Source organism: Mesorhizobium sp. GW821-FHT07A06 (assembly GCF_059419085.1).
In genome coordinates, this window is sequence record NZ_JBWKRC010000018.1 from 75308 (window position 1) to 90689 (window position 15382).

17 protein-coding genes and 3 pseudogenes are annotated in these 15382 nt (G+C 58.5%); 13 read left to right on the plus strand and 7 right to left on the minus strand.

What is annotated here, in order from left to right; all coding sequences use genetic code 11:
- The first annotated feature begins 8 nt into the window (after window positions 1-8).
- The 8 genes and pseudogenes from AC07SZ_RS33835 to AC07SZ_RS33870 form a co-directional block, all read left to right on the plus strand.
- A complete protein-coding gene (locus AC07SZ_RS33835) occupies window positions 9-1073 on the plus strand; it encodes an ABC transporter substrate-binding protein (protein ID WP_494917693.1) in 1065 nt (354 codons plus the stop codon).
- Window positions 1055-1963 (plus strand): ABC transporter permease, encoded by a 909-nt coding sequence (locus AC07SZ_RS33840; RefSeq protein WP_494917694.1) that lies wholly within the window; start codon window positions 1055-1057, stop codon window positions 1961-1963. Before AC07SZ_RS33835 ends, AC07SZ_RS33840 begins: the two co-directional genes overlap by 19 nt.
- Window positions 1960-2742 (plus strand): ABC transporter permease, encoded by a 783-nt coding sequence (locus tag AC07SZ_RS33845; protein WP_494917695.1) that lies wholly within the window; start codon window positions 1960-1962, stop codon window positions 2740-2742. Before AC07SZ_RS33840 ends, AC07SZ_RS33845 begins: the two co-directional genes overlap by 4 nt.
- Window positions 2739-3836 (plus strand): ABC transporter ATP-binding protein, encoded by a 1098-nt coding sequence (locus AC07SZ_RS33850; RefSeq protein ID WP_494917696.1) that lies wholly within the window; start codon window positions 2739-2741, stop codon window positions 3834-3836. The genes AC07SZ_RS33845 and AC07SZ_RS33850 overlap by 4 nt, the downstream gene beginning before the upstream one ends.
- A gap of 17 nt (window positions 3837-3853) precedes the next feature.
- Entirely contained in the window at window positions 3854-4837 is a 984-nt protein-coding gene (locus tag AC07SZ_RS33855; protein WP_494917697.1) for a DMT family transporter, read from the plus strand.
- Window positions 4838-4860: 23 nt separating this feature from the next.
- Window positions 4861-6090 (plus strand): flavin monoamine oxidase family protein, encoded by a 1230-nt coding sequence (locus AC07SZ_RS33860; protein ID WP_494917698.1) that lies wholly within the window; start codon window positions 4861-4863, stop codon window positions 6088-6090.
- Window positions 6083-6514, plus strand: a complete 432-nt coding sequence (locus AC07SZ_RS33865) for a cupin domain-containing protein (RefSeq protein WP_494917699.1) — start codon at window positions 6083-6085, stop codon at window positions 6512-6514. The genes AC07SZ_RS33860 and AC07SZ_RS33865 overlap by 8 nt, the downstream gene beginning before the upstream one ends.
- A 144-nt stretch (window positions 6515-6658) precedes the next feature.
- A pseudogene (locus AC07SZ_RS33870) lies at window positions 6659-7077 on the plus strand (IS6 family transposase); the annotation flags it as partial.
- A gap of 67 nt (window positions 7078-7144) precedes the next feature.
- Here the strand turns inward: AC07SZ_RS33870 and AC07SZ_RS33875 are convergent.
- Window positions 7145-7627, minus strand: a pseudogene (locus AC07SZ_RS33875) (IS66 family transposase); the annotation flags it as partial.
- Between the two features lie 99 nt (window positions 7628-7726).
- Here AC07SZ_RS33875 and AC07SZ_RS33880 point away from each other — a divergent pair.
- Window positions 7727-7953, plus strand: a pseudogene (locus tag AC07SZ_RS33880) (IS6 family transposase); the annotation flags it as partial.
- 186 nt (window positions 7954-8139) lie between these two features.
- Here the strand turns inward: AC07SZ_RS33880 and AC07SZ_RS33885 are convergent.
- On the minus strand, window positions 8140-8346 hold the full coding sequence (locus tag AC07SZ_RS33885; protein WP_494917721.1) for a hypothetical protein: 207 nt from the start codon (window positions 8344-8346) through the stop codon (window positions 8140-8142).
- On the opposite strand from AC07SZ_RS33885, the gene AC07SZ_RS33890 reads away from it, so the two are divergent.
- The gene (locus AC07SZ_RS33890; protein ID WP_494917700.1) at window positions 8257-8580 is read left to right on the plus strand and encodes a fibronectin type III-like domain-contianing protein; all 324 of its coding nucleotides are present in this window, start codon (window positions 8257-8259) and stop codon (window positions 8578-8580) included. The two genes, AC07SZ_RS33885 and AC07SZ_RS33890, sit on opposite strands and share 90 nt — an antisense overlap.
- A 7-nt stretch (window positions 8581-8587) precedes the next feature.
- Window positions 8588-8737, plus strand: a complete 150-nt coding sequence (locus AC07SZ_RS33895) for a hypothetical protein (protein ID WP_494917701.1) — start codon at window positions 8588-8590, stop codon at window positions 8735-8737.
- Window positions 8738-8945: 208 nt separating this feature from the next.
- Here the strand turns inward: AC07SZ_RS33895 and AC07SZ_RS33900 are convergent, their stop codons facing one another.
- A complete protein-coding gene (locus AC07SZ_RS33900; RefSeq protein ID WP_494917702.1) occupies window positions 8946-11186 on the minus strand; it encodes a relaxase/mobilization nuclease domain-containing protein in 2241 nt (746 codons plus the stop codon).
- A complete protein-coding gene (locus AC07SZ_RS33905; RefSeq protein ID WP_494917703.1) occupies window positions 11183-11590 on the minus strand; it encodes a plasmid mobilization protein in 408 nt (135 codons plus the stop codon). The genes AC07SZ_RS33900 and AC07SZ_RS33905 overlap by 4 nt, the downstream gene beginning before the upstream one ends.
- 491 nt (window positions 11591-12081) lie before the next feature.
- Here AC07SZ_RS33905 and AC07SZ_RS33910 point away from each other — a divergent pair, with 491 nt between their 5' ends.
- Window positions 12082-12762: a nucleotide-binding protein gene (locus tag AC07SZ_RS33910; protein ID WP_352580640.1), complete on the plus strand. Its 681-nt coding sequence runs from the start codon at window positions 12082-12084 to the stop codon at window positions 12760-12762.
- On the plus strand, window positions 12759-13166 hold the full coding sequence (locus tag AC07SZ_RS33915; RefSeq protein WP_494917704.1) for a hypothetical protein: 408 nt from the start codon (window positions 12759-12761) through the stop codon (window positions 13164-13166). The genes AC07SZ_RS33910 and AC07SZ_RS33915 overlap by 4 nt, the downstream gene beginning before the upstream one ends.
- A 117-nt stretch (window positions 13167-13283) precedes the next feature.
- On the opposite strand, the gene AC07SZ_RS33920 is transcribed toward AC07SZ_RS33915, so the two are convergent.
- From AC07SZ_RS33920 to AC07SZ_RS33930, 3 genes are all read right to left on the minus strand, one after another.
- Window positions 13284-13625, minus strand: a complete 342-nt coding sequence (locus tag AC07SZ_RS33920; protein WP_352797612.1) for a hypothetical protein — start codon at window positions 13623-13625, stop codon at window positions 13284-13286.
- Between the two features lie 57 nt (window positions 13626-13682).
- Window positions 13683-14006 (minus strand): DUF736 domain-containing protein, encoded by a 324-nt coding sequence (locus AC07SZ_RS33925; RefSeq protein WP_006205585.1) that lies wholly within the window; start codon window positions 14004-14006, stop codon window positions 13683-13685.
- 713 nt (window positions 14007-14719) lie between these two features.
- Entirely contained in the window at window positions 14720-15253 is a 534-nt protein-coding gene (locus tag AC07SZ_RS33930; RefSeq protein WP_494917705.1) for a hypothetical protein, read from the minus strand.
- Window positions 15254-15382: the final 129 nt, after the last annotated feature.

Genomic DNA, 15382 nt, shown 5'->3' on the forward strand with positions numbered 1-15382 from the left:
GAACTGAAATGAAATACCGATTTAGTCTTATCTTGTCGGCCGCTTTATTTTCGGCAATGTGCGCCTATGCCAACGCTGAACCGAAAGCGGGTGAGGTCGCAGCGAATAGCCTGTCAGGTCAAACCATCGTTTTTGCTTCTTCCGGCGGCATTCTTCAGGACGGGCAGAAGCAAGCTATATGGGATCCCTTTCAACAGGAAAGCGGCGCGACCGTACTCCAGGACTCCGGCGTATTCAGTAAGTTAAAGGCGATGGTCGATGCCAAAAACGTCACTTGGGACATATTTGTTGGCGACCGGTACCTAAGCTATCAGCACTGCGGTGAGCTATTTGAGAAAGTCGATCGCACGGTCGTTGATTTGTCGCAGGTCCCCAAAGGACTTGTATCCGATGAATGCATGATCCCGTCGATCATCTATGCCGACATCATGGTTTACGATGCTGACAAGCTGAAGACTGCGCCGCAGACCTGGAAAGATTTCTTCGACGTCGAAAAGTTCCCGGGAAAGCGCGGCGTCAACATGAGCTCGGATCCAATGACCGCCTTGATCGTGGGAGCCTTGCTGGCCGATGGCGTGGAAGCGGACAAACTCTATCCGATTGATTTGGATCGCGCCTTCAAGAAACTTCACACGATCGAAGATCATCTCGTGGGTTGGCAAACCGGAGCGCAGGCCCAGCAACAGCTGGAATCAGGCGAAGTAACCATAGCGCTGGTATGGAACGGACGCGGCTTTGGCGCCGCCAAAGCGGGTCACAATATCAAGCCGATCTGGAATGACTGGATGGTTGCAGTCGATTCTGTGTCGATCCCCAAAGGGTCGAAGAACGTCGCCGCGGCACAAGCCGGTCTGAACTACTATCTTGGCGCTAAGCAGACCGAAAAGCTGGCCGAGCTGACCTCCTATGCACCGGTTAACGTGAATGCCAAGCCGCAACTGTCGGACCTGGCAAAGCAATGGTTACCGACGCCGGAGCGTTTCAAGACTTCTCACAACCCTGACGTAAAATGGTGGTCGGAAAACTGGCCTGAGGTCTCCGATCGGTGGTCGGCGTGGATATCTGGCAACTGAAAGGCCGCTCAGTGACAATAACGAGTCCCATTGCAGGATTGGAGCGCGCGACCGTCGCGCGCTTCCGCAGCGATGCCGGAGTTATCGCGCTGGTTCCCGCCGTTTTGTTCATGATGGCGTTCTTCCTGTACCCGCTTTTCGATATCTTCTTGAAGAGCTTCACAGAACCCAGACTTGGGCTAGAGAACTACATTTGGTTCTTTACCAGCCCAGTCAACGTGGCGGTGTCGCTCAGGACTTTTTGGACGGCGCTGATCGTGTCTGTGTTCTGCCTGGTTCTGGCATATCCCTACGCTTACGTGATGAGTACAGCGCGCCCGCGCGTCCGCCTCCTCCTCTTGACGATCGTACTGACCCCGCTTTGGACTAGCTTGATGGTGCGAACACTCGCCTGGATCGTGTTGCTGCAGGATACCGGCGTGATCAACAATGCACTTGACTGGCTGGGTATCGGACGTTTGCAACTGATACGCACTACGACCGGCGTTATCATCGGAATGGCGCAAATGTTGATGCCTTTCATGGTTTTGCCCCTTTATTCCGTGATGTCCAAGATTGACGGCAATTTGCTACTGGCTGCTCAGAGCCTCGGCGCAAAGCCAAGCGTCGCCTTCTGGCGCATTTACGTCCCGCTGACAAAGCCAGGAATTTTCGCCGGCACCCTTACAGTGTTCGTGTTGTCCCTCGGATTTTACATCATACCTGCGCTGCTCGGCTCCCCGCGCAACACAATGATTTCAGCGCTGATCCAGCAGCAAGTATCCGGCCTCTTGCAATGGGGCCGCGGCTCGGCGATGGGTGTCGTACTGCTCGTTGCTACTCTCATCGTGCTTGCGATCTCGATGCGCCTGTCAAGAGGCCTTAAGCTTTACGGAGCGGAACGGCCATGAGGCGATCAAGCTTAATCAATATCGGCGTAGGCGCAATTGCGGTCTGGATCGTTGCGCCGCTCCTGATCATCGTGCTGACATCGCTAAATAGCGAAGCCAGCTTCAGCTTCCCCCCGAAAGGCTTTTCCCTGCGATGGTATGCGAACTTCCTGTCTGATCCTAGTTGGATGTCTGCGCTTCACGACACCATCTTGGTCGCTGTACTTGTCACGCTCGCTGCCACGTTCCTAGGTACTTTGGCTGCGCTCGGCCTCAGCCGCAATGAATTCGTCGCCAAGAAGTTCATGACCGGCTTCCTCATCTCACCGATGATTGTTCCAGGTATCCTCGTAGCGATTGGCCTATACTCGGTTTTCACCCGATTTGGGCTGGTGGGAACGGTGCTGGGATTCGTGGTGGCTCACACGGTGGTGGCTCTCCCACTCGTCATCATCAATGTGCTGTCAGCTTTGGCTTCATTCGATCCCAAATTGGCGCAGGCCGCGAGCAGCCTCGGCGCGATGCCGCTGACAACGTTTAGACGCATCACCCTGCCGCTGATCATGCCGGGCGTTGCGGCCGGAGCGGCCTTCGCCTTCGTCACGTCCTTCGACGAGATCATCATTTCGCTCTTCATCCAGAGCCCATACATCCAGACGCTTCCGGTGAAGATGTTCCAGAGCGTCACCTTCGAAAGCGATCCGACCGTCGCTGCCGGCGCCGTGTTAATGATGTGTATTTCAGTAGGCCTTGCTGCCGCCACGGCACTGATTAAGCGTTCTCCGGGGTCCAGAAAATGATCAGAAAAAACGATGGTGTGAACGATACCGGCGCTAAGGTGCAATTGCGCAACATCGGCAGGAAGTATGCGAATATCGACGCGGTCAAGAACGTCACCCTCACGATCCAGGCGGGTGAATTTATGACCTTCCTCGGACCTAGTGGTTCCGGGAAAACGACTACGCTAAACCTGATCGCAGGTTTCAGTGACGTGAGTTCGGGTGAAATCCTGATCGGCGATACCCCGATGCAGGGAATACCGCCCTATCGCCGAAACCTCGGCGTTGTCTTCCAGAGTTACGCGCTGTTCCCTCATCTCACCGTCAAACAGAACATCTCGTTCCCTCTGGAGCAAAGGACGGTGCCTCCGGCTGAAAGAGAGCGGCTCGTTCTCGAGGCGATCAAGCTCGTTGAACTGCAAGGACTGGAAACGCGCGTTCCGAGTCAGCTCTCCGGCGGACAACAACAACGTGCCGCTCTGGCCAGAGCGCTGGTTTTTAGCCCGAGCGTGCTGTTGCTGGACGAGCCACTCGGCGCCTTGGACAAGAAGTTGCGTGAAGCATTGCAAAGCGAGCTAAAACGCATCCACAACAATGTCCGCAGCACATTCATTTTCGTCACTCATGACCAGGAAGAAGCGCTTTCTCTTTCCGATCGGATTGCGATCTTCAACAAGGGAGCCATCGAGCAGGTGGGAACAGGACAGGAGCTTTATGAAGCGCCGGACACGCTCTTCGTCGCACGCTTCCTCGGCGATTCGACCACGCTGAAGGGCCGGCGTCTTGCCAATTCGGGCAAATCATCGGTCTTAGATTTTGCCGGCAGGCAAATTCGCGCTCCGTTGGCGGAAGATAAGAATAGGGACATCCTCCTGCTGCGGCCCGAAAAATTGCGTCTTCGGGCGCATACCGCTCGAGAGACTGAACAAAATAGCCTGCCAGCGATGGTAAGGGCGACTACCTATCTAGGCTCCTCATGGAAATATGATGTGGTACTTGAGGATGGAACGCCAGGCATAGTAAGGCAGAACGCCGATGCGGACGTTTATCAACCTGGAGATACCGCAAATATCGTTTGGTCGCACAGCGCCGGCGTTCTGCTGAATGACGCATAGTTAAACGGATTAGAATCGTGCAACTCGAGAACATACAGGAGCCCGCACCTGTGGTGCGGGCAGGGAATGATTTTGCTCGTCCAAACGTCGCGGCAGGCGTCGCGGCGATCTTGGCGGCTGCCATTCTCAATTCATTAGGCAGTGTTCTCTCGAAAATTGTCCTTGATACGTTGTCGGTCGCACAACTGACCCTCGGCCGAACCTTGGTGACCCTGGCGATCCTTGCCCTCACACTTCTTGTGAAGAATCGGAAATCGTTGCCGTTCGGTGGACGCGACAGCCTGTATTTCACCGGCTATGGGCTCGCTGGAATGGTTCTGTCGCCCTTCATGTTTTTCGGTGCCATAGACAGGATCTCCATCGGCGTCGCGCTTATTCTCGAATACTCAGCACCGGTAATCGTTTTGCTCTACCTGCGTCTCGTGCGCGGTGAGCGAATAGCTTTGCCTATCGCGCTGGCTATGGGCGTGTGCATCTCCGGACTTGCATGCGTTGCTCTGTCGGGCGACGCACTCGTCATCAATGCCACGGGAATTCTCATGGGTTTCGGGGCTGGTTTGGCTTTAGCTGCCGTCTACCTGCTGGCCGAAAAGACCCTTATTGATCGTCCCGCGATCCTAATCTCCACCTTTGGCTATCTGGTGGGGTCGGTAGCGTGGGTGTTCATCGCTCCGGCGTGGTCATTTCCTTTTGAATCATTAGGAAACGCTATCAGAGCTGCCCCTGGTCACAGCTTGCTCGACCATTTCAACATCGCACTAGCCATCATTACGATCGGCAGCCTCTTCACCGTCTTGCCATCACTTCTTGTCTTGCATGGCATCCGAATTTTAGGACCGGCACGCGCCAGCGGTCTCAGTATTTCCGAGCCGATCATCTCCAGCGTCATCGCTTGGCTGGTCCTCGGTCAAATCCTCTCACCGCTGCAGTTGGTCGGCGGCGCAATCACCATCATGGGCCTAATCGCGCTTGAACGTGCGCGCAGAGGCCGAAATCCATAACCGTCAGAAAGTAGGAGGAAGAAATGAAGATTATCATCGCAGGCGCTGGCCTAGCTGGGATGCATGCGGCCTGGCGTCTCACCAATGAAGGTCACGACGTGACCGTACTAGAATCGTCAGATCGAGTGGGTGGACGCTCATGGTCCCATCAACTGTCCAATGGCGAGTATGTCGAACGGGGCGGAGAGTTCATATTCCCGGAAGATCAGGCGATCCGCCTCCTGTGTGCGGAGCTGAACATCCAGATCGTGGCGCATGAGATTGCCTTCTATCGCCGCTGGATGTCGGACGGCACTCGCATGTCTGTCGACGAATTGAACGGCTATACCAGAAAACTTCATGACACGGTCCGGGCGATGGAGCGGGATCGGCACAATGACGTCTCGCTCGATTCAGCGGCCAGAGAAGCGTTCGGTTCTGACTATCTCAACAACCGCATGTATCTGCGAATGGTGACGTCCTTGGCGCAGGACGCGACACAAGTGAGCGCGCGAGGGGTACTCTATCGAGAAGGGGATGCAACCGATTACGTGGAACATGGCTGCCGCGTCCTCAAAGGCAACAATTTCGTCACACAGGAAATTCACCGTAGGCTAGGCCCGGACTCTGTAAAATTCGGTGAAGGCGTCACCGCAGTTGAGCAGAAGGATGGCAAGGTCGTGTTCTCGAGCGACAGTGGCCGAGAATATGTCGGAGATGCCGCCGTCATCGCGATCCCACTCACGAAGCTGAAGGGACTGGCACGCAGCCTCAAACTGCCATCGCTTGTACAAGAAGCGATCGACACCCGACAGATGGGCGTTGCTGCAAAGATATCGATTGCCGGCCGATCAGGCTCGACGCCTCGCGGAGAGCAGTATCCGGGAGATTTCTGGTGGACGTGGAATTCCGCGTCACCCCATGGTGGTCATGAAGGCCGCCCAGCGGTTACGAGTTTCGCGGGTACAAAGCCAACCGTCGATGGTCTGGCTCTCAGCGATGGAGGCGAATCCTGGAAGAAAAAGATCAAGGACGCTCGGCAGGATCTTGACCTCACAGACGAGTTCGTCGTGACGGATTGGCAGCACCAGCCCCACACGCTTGGCGTCTACTCGGCACCGGGCTTGGAATGGCGCCCGGAGTTCGAGACCGCTTTTGATGCACCGGTCGGTCGCATCGCGTTTGCGGGCGAACACACTTACATCTCCAACATGAACGGCGCCGTGTATTCGGGGATGCGTGCCGCCAAGATTCTGCACCCTATTCTTGCCTGACTTTGTTCGCGGCGGTTGTCATTCAGCCAGCCGCAGCCTCCCCAATCCCATAGAGGAAATTATGATTATAGAGCTTCAAGCTTTTCTAAACACGGCCGGTATTGAAATACCGGGTGCCCCGCTCGCCAAGCCAGGCAGTCTAACTGACGGCCAAGTGGAAGCATTCAAAGTCCTATGGAGTTCGCCCAATGGGAACTTCCAAGCGGGCGTGTGGGAATGCACGATTGGCAAGTTTCCTTCCGCAAGGCCAGACATGTCGGAAATCTGCCACGTGTTGTCAGGCAGCGTCGAAATCGAAGACGAGGGCGGGAGCAAAACACTGCTTAGGGCTGGCGATACGTTTGTGCTGGCTAAAGGATGGCGGGGCCAGTGGAACGTGCTGGAGCCATTCCGGAAGCTCTACATATTCAGCCGCAAAGTCTAGACACCATGTAAGAAAATCCAAAACTGCTGCAATTGTAATGGTGGGTCTCGCCGATGACCCACCAGCATGCCCTTTTGGTTGTGTTACAACGTTTTGAATACCGGCACTGTGGCAAGGACAGCCTGTGACATTTTGGAGGATCGAATGTTCAAGGGCCGCCAGTTTGACCAATCAGTGATCCTGCCTTGTGTGCGGTGGTACCTGGCCTACAGTCTGAGCTCGCGTGATCTGGAAGAGATGATGGCCGAGCGGGGCATTGCCGTCGACCACACGACCATTCACCGCTGGACCGTCCGTTACGCACCGCTGTCGCTGCAGCGTTTAAACCGACGCCAGCGTAGCGTGACGGGCAGATGGCATATTGACGAGACTTCCATCAAGGTCCGCGGCCAGTGAATGTACCTTTATCGCGCTATCGATAGTGTCGGCGACACGGTCGAATTCTGGTTCAGTGAGCAACGTGACCTGCTTCGGCCAAGCGGTTCTTCAGAAAGGCGTTGGTACATCATGGCCGGCCCGACCGCGTCGTCATTGATGGTAGCCAGACCAACGTAAGCGCTATTTTCCCTGCACGTTGACGCCGGCGCTTTCGACGGATGGTCTTCGAATTGGGAACGGTATCTGGTCTGATCAGGCTGCTGTTGCTTTGGCGAAGTTGAAGGGCAGCAGATCGTCGATAGCTACGTTCTCGGGGCGCTGAGGCAGTTCAGTGAGAACGTGGCGCAACCACGCTAACGGCTCGACGCCACAGGCGCGGCAGGTCAACATCAGGCTGTAGATGACGGCGCTGGCCCTGGCTCCGTCGACGGTATCGCTGAACAGCCAACTCTTTCTGCCCATTGCAAAGATTCTGATGTCACGCTCGAGAAGATTGTTGTCGATCGGCATGCTGCCGTCCTCGGTGTAACGCGTCAGATATCCCCATTGGTTCAGGGTGTAGGAGACGGCGTCGCCGAGCTTACTGTCAGGCAAGACCTTCGGGGCGATTTCATCGAGCCATACCTTGAGAGCATTGAGGATGGGGACACTATGTTGCTGGCGGAAGCGGCGAATGCAGTGATCCCGCGTTTCGCCCTTGTCCGGTTTTTCGTTCCGCGCCTGCCTGCGTCGCCTTAACTTTACAGAAGCAAGCGGCTTTGTATGACGTGGCATGATCGGCAAAATGACTGAACCGCGCGATATACTCTACAGCGTCATCGCTTCCCAACCGAAATCATCAGCCACGCAGTGTGGCTGTATTCCCGTTTTCCCCTGAGCCTGCGTCACGTCGGGGATCTGCTCACCGAGCGTGGTATCGAGGTTTCCTTCCAGACTGTCGCAGAATGGGCCGCAAAATTCGGCGGCGAATACCTCGCCGCGTCAGACGTCGATCGAAAGGCTGTTTTGCCGACAAATGGCACCTCGACGAAATCGTGGTCACCGTTAAGGGGAAGAAGCATTGCCGCGGTAAACGCCAATACTGTCGCGATAATCGCCAATCCGGATGCCGTTTTCATGCCGTATAGCGAGGACATCTATGTCGGGTACAAATATTGCGACAAACGTGCGCTGGAACCTCTTTTCCCATTCGGTTTCGGACTGAGCTACACGACGTTTGCGTATGAGACCCTGCATTTCGACAAGGCTCATGTCAGTGACGGCCAGTCCGCGTCACCTTTCGCCTGACCAATACCGGAAATCGCGCCGGAGCCGAGAGCACCCAGCTTTATCTCCACTTCGCCGATGCACGCCTTAGCCAGCCGTTGCGCCAGCTTGCCGGATTCGTCAAGATCTTCCTCGAACCCGGCCAATCGGGCGATGTCGAAATAGTGCTCGAAGCGCGTGATTTCCAATACTACGATCCGGATCTGACGTGCTGGTGCCTCGATCCCGGTGACATCATTGTCGAAGTTGGGGGCTCATCGCGCGCCATACGGCTCTCCGGTGTCATCAAGGCAGAGCCGGCTCGGATCCCCCTACCCCAAGCTGACGCTCGACAGCCGGCCCAAATACGTCCTTGCCAACCCGGTCGCGCGCGAGAAGTTCTCGAAGCTGCTGCAGGAAAGGCTGCAACTAACAAGCAGTGAGGCCAGCATGAAGCTCGACAGCAGCGCCGGCTCGTTGCTCTGTATCCAGACGACGCTCAACAATTTCTTCAACCTGCAGTTGAAGTCGCAGGAAGTCACAGCGATCCTGGACGAAATGAACGAAGAATGCGGCCCTGCCCTCTATCTTCCAGCATAACTCTGAGCGGAATGGCCATGGGCTATGCTGCCTGAGGATCAGTTGCAGATGCCTTCGCAGTCTAGGCACAATGTCCGCTTTCGAGCGCTGAGACGTTTGGCTCTAACGGCCGAGATGGCGGCGCATTGCTGCCATCCAGCCTGATCATTCTGTGACGAATGCGTCGTTTCGATAGACCACCGCGCGAGGACGCTAGGTCGGCCCTTGGTCAACGCTCGTAATCGTTCTCGTTTGAGCGCTGGGCCTTACGGTCCTGCTCTTCCGACTGCCGTGCCTTCTGTTTGTTGGCGTCCTTCTGCTCGGCTCTCACCTTCTCCTGCTCGGTGCCGGTGCGCGGCTGCTCTGGCTCGCGGGGATCGTCCCGAGTTGGAAGGTCTCGCCCTCGCGCCTCGCGCTCGGGGATCGGCTCGCCACCGCCACCACCACGGCGCTGCTGGTGCCGCTCGAATTGCAGCCGCGCAAGACGGTCGTGCATCTTGTCGTTGACCTCTTCACGATACTGTTCGAACTGTCGTTGATGCCCCGGCGGCAGCGTCTCGCGCATGTTGTCCAGAGCCTGATTGACGCGGGCCATCTGACGCCGCATTTCCAAGGGGGTTTGCGCCATGTCCAAATCTCCTATCAGTGCATTCAATTCTCTCATACCGGGATGGGACAGGAAAGACTTCTGCCCCAATTGATCAGTCCCGCGACCCGCGGCAGGACCTGGCCGCCCCTCCCCTGTCCGATCGTGACGGAACCGCAGAAAATCGTTGCCGATCGACTCCGCTGCCGTGAGAGCCTGACCGACTACGCCCGCGGTCCGCATCGTCGTCACAGTCTTTTGCCATGCGGCAGTGATTGCATCGCCGTTCACGACAAGGGATTGTCCATCCAAACGGCGTTGCCGCTTGGCCTCCACCCGCTCGATCGTCCTGGCGCTGACCTGGTAGCGCGGATCGCTCTGGGCGCGGCTGTAGGCTCCGGCATGCTCCTTTGTGAATGGCCGGGTCATCGCATGATCCATGCGTCGCGTCGCCACCATCGCAATGCCGTTCTCGCGTGCTTTTTCCGCAAAGGTCTCGCGCCAGGCTGCGAGATCCGGCTTGTAGAATTTCAGGCGTTCGCCGTCGGCTGACCGTGCCTGGACCATCGCGTGGACATGGACGTGCTTGGTGTCCTTGTGATGCGCCAGGACGAACTTGTATCCTGGCGCGCGCTCCTCGAGCACGGCGCGCGCCGCGGCCATGACGGCGTTGGCATCGGTCCCGGCCTTTGCCGAGAAAAGCAGGTGATAGGCATTGCGGCGCTCACGACCCGAAAACTGCGGGCGCCATTGTTCATAAACCGAAGCCGCCGCCTTGGTGGAATTCTTCGCCCCGGGCACAGGCTCGCCATTTGCGTGGCGGACTTGGCTGTGGGTGCGGATGAACTTCTGCAGGAAATATTTTGCTTTGGGTTCACGGCTCACAGCCGCCGTTACCTCTGCCCTGGCGACCACCCCCGCCGCGCCCATGGTTTCAGACAACCGCGCCTCGATCTTGTCGAGCGCCTTGCTGCGCGAATTCTCCCGACCGCCGGCCAGGACCTTGGCGAGCGGTCCAGCCCGCTCATCGGTGTGCGCGTAAACCTCCACCGTCTGTCCGTCCTGCGCATAGATGAACGGTTTTGCACCGAATGCCTTGTTCAGCGCCTCGCTCACGGCGGCATCGGTGACCTCGCTGGCGAGCTCGAAACGAACCTCCAGAAAATTGGTATTTTCCAGGGGCGGTTCGAACGTCTCGCAAAACGTCTCCAGGAACGCCTTTCTTGCGCCGCCTGTCGCAAGCATCTGCCCATCCTCGTCGAAAATCTCGATGTCGTGTTTCTCGCCTTTTTCGTCCTCGCGCTTGCCGATGTAATTGAGCAGCCGCGCGGCGGCTTCCCTGGTCGACGGAGGATTGGGCATGACCTTGAACACGGCAGGCTGCGCGCCCGCCGCATAGCCTGCCCTCGCCGCCACAGCCCGCGCCTGATAGGCGACCCGCGCCGCCCGTCCTGTACCGCTCGGGCGACCAGCGCCACGGCCGCCGCCGCCACGCCGCTTCCAGTCTTCCTCCTCCTCTTCCGGCCGGAAACCGGCGAGCGTGGCGCCATAGACCATGATCGGCGCGCTAGGGGCTCTGGGCGAACTCGCAGCAGCAGTAGACTTCGGTGCCCTGCCGGACATGGAACTCCCCGAAGCCCCCAATCGTCCCGGCGACGAACGAGGGGGGTTGCTGCCGCCACCTAGCGTCGACCCGGCCTGTCCTTGCCCGAGGCGTCCGCCGCCACCGGTTCGCTCATAACTCTTCATCCCCTGGAATTCACCAGCCTCGCGTCGGGCGCCCGTCACGGACTTGTCGTCGTGGAGCTCCTCACGCTTCACGTCGGACTCGCCCCGCAGATAGCGTTCGATTTCGGCCGCGTAGCCAGCAAGACGACCGCTCATGGCCTGGCTTCCCTCGCCTTGCGTGACCCGCCAGTCATCGTCTTCAGTTCCTCGCGAAACTGCCGCACCAGGTTGCCCACGGCGATCAGCGCCTGCTCAAGATCCTCATCATGGGCAACACGGCCGTCGTTCATGGCGCGCACGGCCTGATTGAAATTGACACCGACGCGCCGCAGTTGATCGGTCATGTCCACGATCGCCGGCCGCAACGCCTCCGACGCAACAGGCAGATGCCCGGCCTCTGCCCGCACAAGACGCCGCACGACCTCGCTGACGGTCACGCCGTCCCGCTCCGCAATGGCTTTGAGGCTGGCCAGCTCGTCAGCCGAAAACCGGATGTGTGTCACCTCGCCGTAGCGCCGTGACGCGTTCTTTACCGCTGCTTTCTGGACGTCTGCATCCATCTCTCAAGCCCGCTTGCGGGCGCTAAGGCCCGCCAGGGCCGCGCCGCCTGTTTTGTGTGTATCACAAAACAGGCTATCCTGCCTGCCTGCCTGCCTGCCTGCCTGAAAAAATTCGGGCGCGCGCCTCTCCTCACATGCGCAGTTGTCAGCGGCAGCGGCGCGGGCGAAATGTGCCCATCGTGATTCGATGCGATGTGTCTATGATGCGTTGACGACTTGTATCCATGTTAACATGGATACACCGGCACTATGCGCGGCCGGAAAAGCTTAGTCGGGAATGCGCATTCGATGGGCCACCGGACCCCTTCTTTGCTGAAGATAGCAGCTGCGCAAAAACTCCACCTTTAGCGAGCCCTTATCATGCGCGCCTGGGTTGCCAAACCAGCCTTCCCCGTCGACAATGTCACCATGTTTCAACAGTGATTTTGTTTCATGATGACTTGTTTCTATGTTAACATGGAAACAAAGAAACAACGCCGGAAGGAGGCCCCATGATCATCTCCGCTGCGATCCCAAAGGGCGGCACTGGCAAATCGACGATGCTGCGCACCCTCGCATCCGTCGCGCTGCATCGGGGCTATTCGGTCACTCTTATCGATGGCGACCGGCGGCAGAACATGAACCGCTGGTTCCAGATGCTCGGCGAAGCTGGCAATCGTCCTGACAAACTTACGATGGTGAGCGCGATGACGCCGCAGGAAATCCTTCGCGCAGCAACCACTCACAACGGAGAACGCTCGGTCGTCTTGATCGATACGGAAGGCACCACAAATGACAACCTCATGGCCGGGCTCTTCGCGGCCGACATTGTCGTCGTGCCGGTCTATTTTGCCCTCGACGATGTGACCGCCGCCATCCAGATCACCGACCACTACATCCCGCTGGCGGTCGAGAGCCGGGGTAGACCGCTGCCTGCGATATTCGTGCTGACCAAGCAGACCATCATCGATGGCAGGGCGCGAGCCCTGACAGAACTGCGCGCCATCATCCAGGCCAACGGGACACCGATTGCGGAACACGTCCTGCACAATCGCGTTGCCTACCGCGACCTTCAGACCGGGCAGACCCTTTACAGCCCCGAGGTGCCCGACGCGAAGGCGATTGCCGAGAGCGAAGGGGTCTTCGACGACCTTCTGCAAACCTTCATCGAAGCCACAAGGAACGCGGCATGAGTGAAGAAACCGCACCTAAAGCCGGTGACGACAAGAAAGCCCGCATGATGAAGGCGATCTCCACGCAGCCGCCGGCGCTGCCCAGCATGTTCATCCCACAGAAGGCCGAGCCATCAGGGATCAAGGAGCAAGCTACGCCCCAGATGCAGGAACCGACAAAGCCATCCCCAGCAGTCGGGCCTGATTTCCGAAAGCTGCTGCGGCAGGGTCAGAAAAAGGACCCCATTGCCGGAAAGAAGATTCGCGAGGAGGAGATGATCCGCTGCGGGTACTATTTGACGGCAGTGGAGCAGCGCCAGTTCAAGTTGCTGGCGATCAGCAACGGGCACAGCATGACCGAACTGCTGCGAAAGGCCGTGCAGGATTATATCCGCGTTCATAAGCACAAACTGCCAAAGGAATAATCGGCGGTATGGAGTCGCTGTCGCATGCTGTGACGGGTGATGTTTGTGACTCTTTGCGACGCGCAAAAAAAGGGCCCGCAACGGAACACTCCGTCGCGGGCCCTGAGATGTGTTTGCCTACTTGGGTTGGTTGAGGTGTTTCAGCACCTGGCCGAGGATTGTGTCTCGAACCGGACGCCCGCTGGCTGCCGCTTTGTCGTCGACCAGCTTTGCGGCCAGTTTGGGCGACAGCGGGATGAAGTCGTAGCCGTGTGAGATGGCTGCGCGGTGAAGATCCTCAAGCGCTTCGAACGCGCGATCGTGGGTGCCGAGCCAAAGACCCGGCTCGTCGGTTTCTTCGTGTGGGAACGCCTGCAGGAAGTAGGTCCGAAGTGGTGGATCGTAGCCGATGACAGCGTCTGGGTCCGAGCGGCCCTGTCCGGTGACGGTGCCAGTGACAGTGATGGTGTAGCGGCTCATTGCAACCTCCTATTGCCGGTGGGGAGCCGGCCCCTTGCGGGGCCGGCCACTGATGCCTCACTGGGGGTTGTTCCAGAGGATGACCTTCTTGTTTTCCTCGCCACCTGGGGCGGGAGCGAGATTGCCGAAGATCACGCCGATCTCGGGAGCTTCCAGCTTGACCGAGAGGTACTCCTCGCCCGAGCGCTGGGAGATGCGGTGCCAGCCGGCTCCGATCTCGAAGCCCGTGCGCTTGTTGACGATCCGGTAGTCGGGTGCGTCCTCGCGCGACTTGTTGGTGTTCGGGATGAGGGTGATCGGGGCGTTGACCCGGAGCGTGGCGAAGACGCCTTCCATCGAGCCGTCGGCCTTGGTGGTGAGGTTTGCGATCGTGGTGGCCATGGTAGTTCTCCTTCGGTTGCATCGGGACCATTCCCGATGGCGCCAAAGGAGAGGGCCGTCCTGCTGCGGTCATCTCGGCGAAAATTCTGGAAAATTCTATTTGCCGAAAAATTGCGGGCAGGCCCTTCGCCTGCCCGCAGACAAAAACAGAAATCGAATTTTCCTGAATATTCGCCGAGTGTACCCCCAACGGGGGTTGACCGCACAAAGCAGGCGGTCGTCTACAAAGGCGACATGAAACGGGAATGGCCCCGGATGCGACCGAAGGAAAAGAACTCAGGCCGCCATCGCTAGACCGCCGACGCAACGGTGCCGGATCGCAGGAACATGCTGCAGCCTCTCGGGTCATGTCGTCGGCATTGCCAACACATCGAAAAGCAGCCTGGCGCGTGACCGCCTTGCGTGTTCGGTATGGCGGCATAGCGGTTTCGAGATCGAGGCCGGCTGGCAGCGGCCTTCACGCCCCCTCCGGGATGATACCGCGCAGTCAGGTTGGATGACCCGGCAAGCCAGCATGTTGTTCGGCACGCTTGCACCCGCTTCAGAGGCGAGACGGGTCAAGATGATCATCCGCACAACGCCCCGCAGCTCTGCGCGTGGACCGGTTTCGAAAGGGGGCCAGCTCCGTCCGCTCATACAAGTGGATTAGGCGACGAGAAGCCGGATCAACATATCGGATTGAACCCGCCGGGCTGTCGGCAGGACCGCATCCATCATTCTGGCAACGCCAGACGCTCCTCCGGCGTCATGCGGGCTTCGGCTTGGCGGAGAATGTCCGGACCGGCATGGCGGAGCATGGCGCACCAGTCCTCCACATTGTACGTCGTCGCCATCCGGCCCCTGGCCAGATCGTAAATGACGCACGGCTTGTTCGCGATTGCGAGCCGAAGCACGTTGACGGCCGTGCCGGGTGATGCGCCGTCCCAGACCATCATGCCAAAGTCGGCGCGCCGCGCCATCTCCCGGTCCTTGGCGGCGTCGTCCCAATATCTATGAGTGCCTCCAGGTGACGGGACATGGTAGGCGGCCCAGTCGCCCAGATTGTTGTGGGGTTCCTTGCCGGCATGGAAGACACCGACATGCTCGTACTTGTAGCCGGCGAGGAGGCCCTGCGCCTCGGCATCGGCTCCAGGCGCGTCGCCAATCAGCACGCCGTGCTCGGCAGCAACGATTGCGCCGATGCGAGCGATGGCAGGTTCCGGCAGCTCGAATATCTCGCGTGATCCACCTATGAATATCATCGACATGGTGACTTTCCTTCTCTCTCGCGTCCCCCGCCCCGCGCCGGCCGCCCTCTCCCTCTGGCCCTGCGCGAGGGATCGTCACCCGAAGGCCGAGACGGCCAAGCCGGCTCGGGGAGCGGCGGGACGCCGCGA

Bases quoted from the DNA above. Each gene is read 5' to 3' on its own strand.
- AC07SZ_RS33835 (WP_494917693.1), top strand. From the start codon at position 9: ATGAAATACCGATTTAGTCTTATCTTGTCGGCCGCTTTATTTTCGGCA.
- AC07SZ_RS33845 (WP_494917695.1), top strand. From the start codon at position 1,960: ATGAGGCGATCAAGCTTAATCAATATCGGCGTAGGCGCAATTGCGGTC.
- AC07SZ_RS33850 (WP_494917696.1), top strand. From the start codon at position 2,739: ATGATCAGAAAAAACGATGGTGTGAACGATACCGGCGCTAAGGTGCAA.
- AC07SZ_RS33860 (WP_494917698.1), top strand. From the start codon at position 4,861: ATGAAGATTATCATCGCAGGCGCTGGCCTAGCTGGGATGCATGCGGCC.
- AC07SZ_RS33895 (WP_494917701.1), top strand. From the start codon at position 8,588: ATGAAGCTCGACAGCAGCGCCGGCTCGTTGCTCTGTATCCAGACGACG.
- AC07SZ_RS33900 (WP_494917702.1), bottom strand. From the start codon at position 11,186: ATGAGCGGTCGTCTTGCTGGCTACGCGGCCGAAATCGAACGCTATCTG.
- AC07SZ_RS33905 (WP_494917703.1), bottom strand. From the start codon at position 11,590: ATGGATGCAGACGTCCAGAAAGCAGCGGTAAAGAACGCGTCACGGCGC.
- AC07SZ_RS33910 (WP_352580640.1), top strand. From the start codon at position 12,082: ATGATCATCTCCGCTGCGATCCCAAAGGGCGGCACTGGCAAATCGACG.
- AC07SZ_RS33915 (WP_494917704.1), top strand. From the start codon at position 12,759: ATGAGTGAAGAAACCGCACCTAAAGCCGGTGACGACAAGAAAGCCCGC.
- AC07SZ_RS33920 (WP_352797612.1), bottom strand. From the start codon at position 13,625: ATGAGCCGCTACACCATCACTGTCACTGGCACCGTCACCGGACAGGGC.
- AC07SZ_RS33925 (WP_006205585.1), bottom strand. From the start codon at position 14,006: ATGGCCACCACGATCGCAAACCTCACCACCAAGGCCGACGGCTCGATG.
- AC07SZ_RS33930 (WP_494917705.1), bottom strand. From the start codon at position 15,253: ATGTCGATGATATTCATAGGTGGATCACGCGAGATATTCGAGCTGCCG.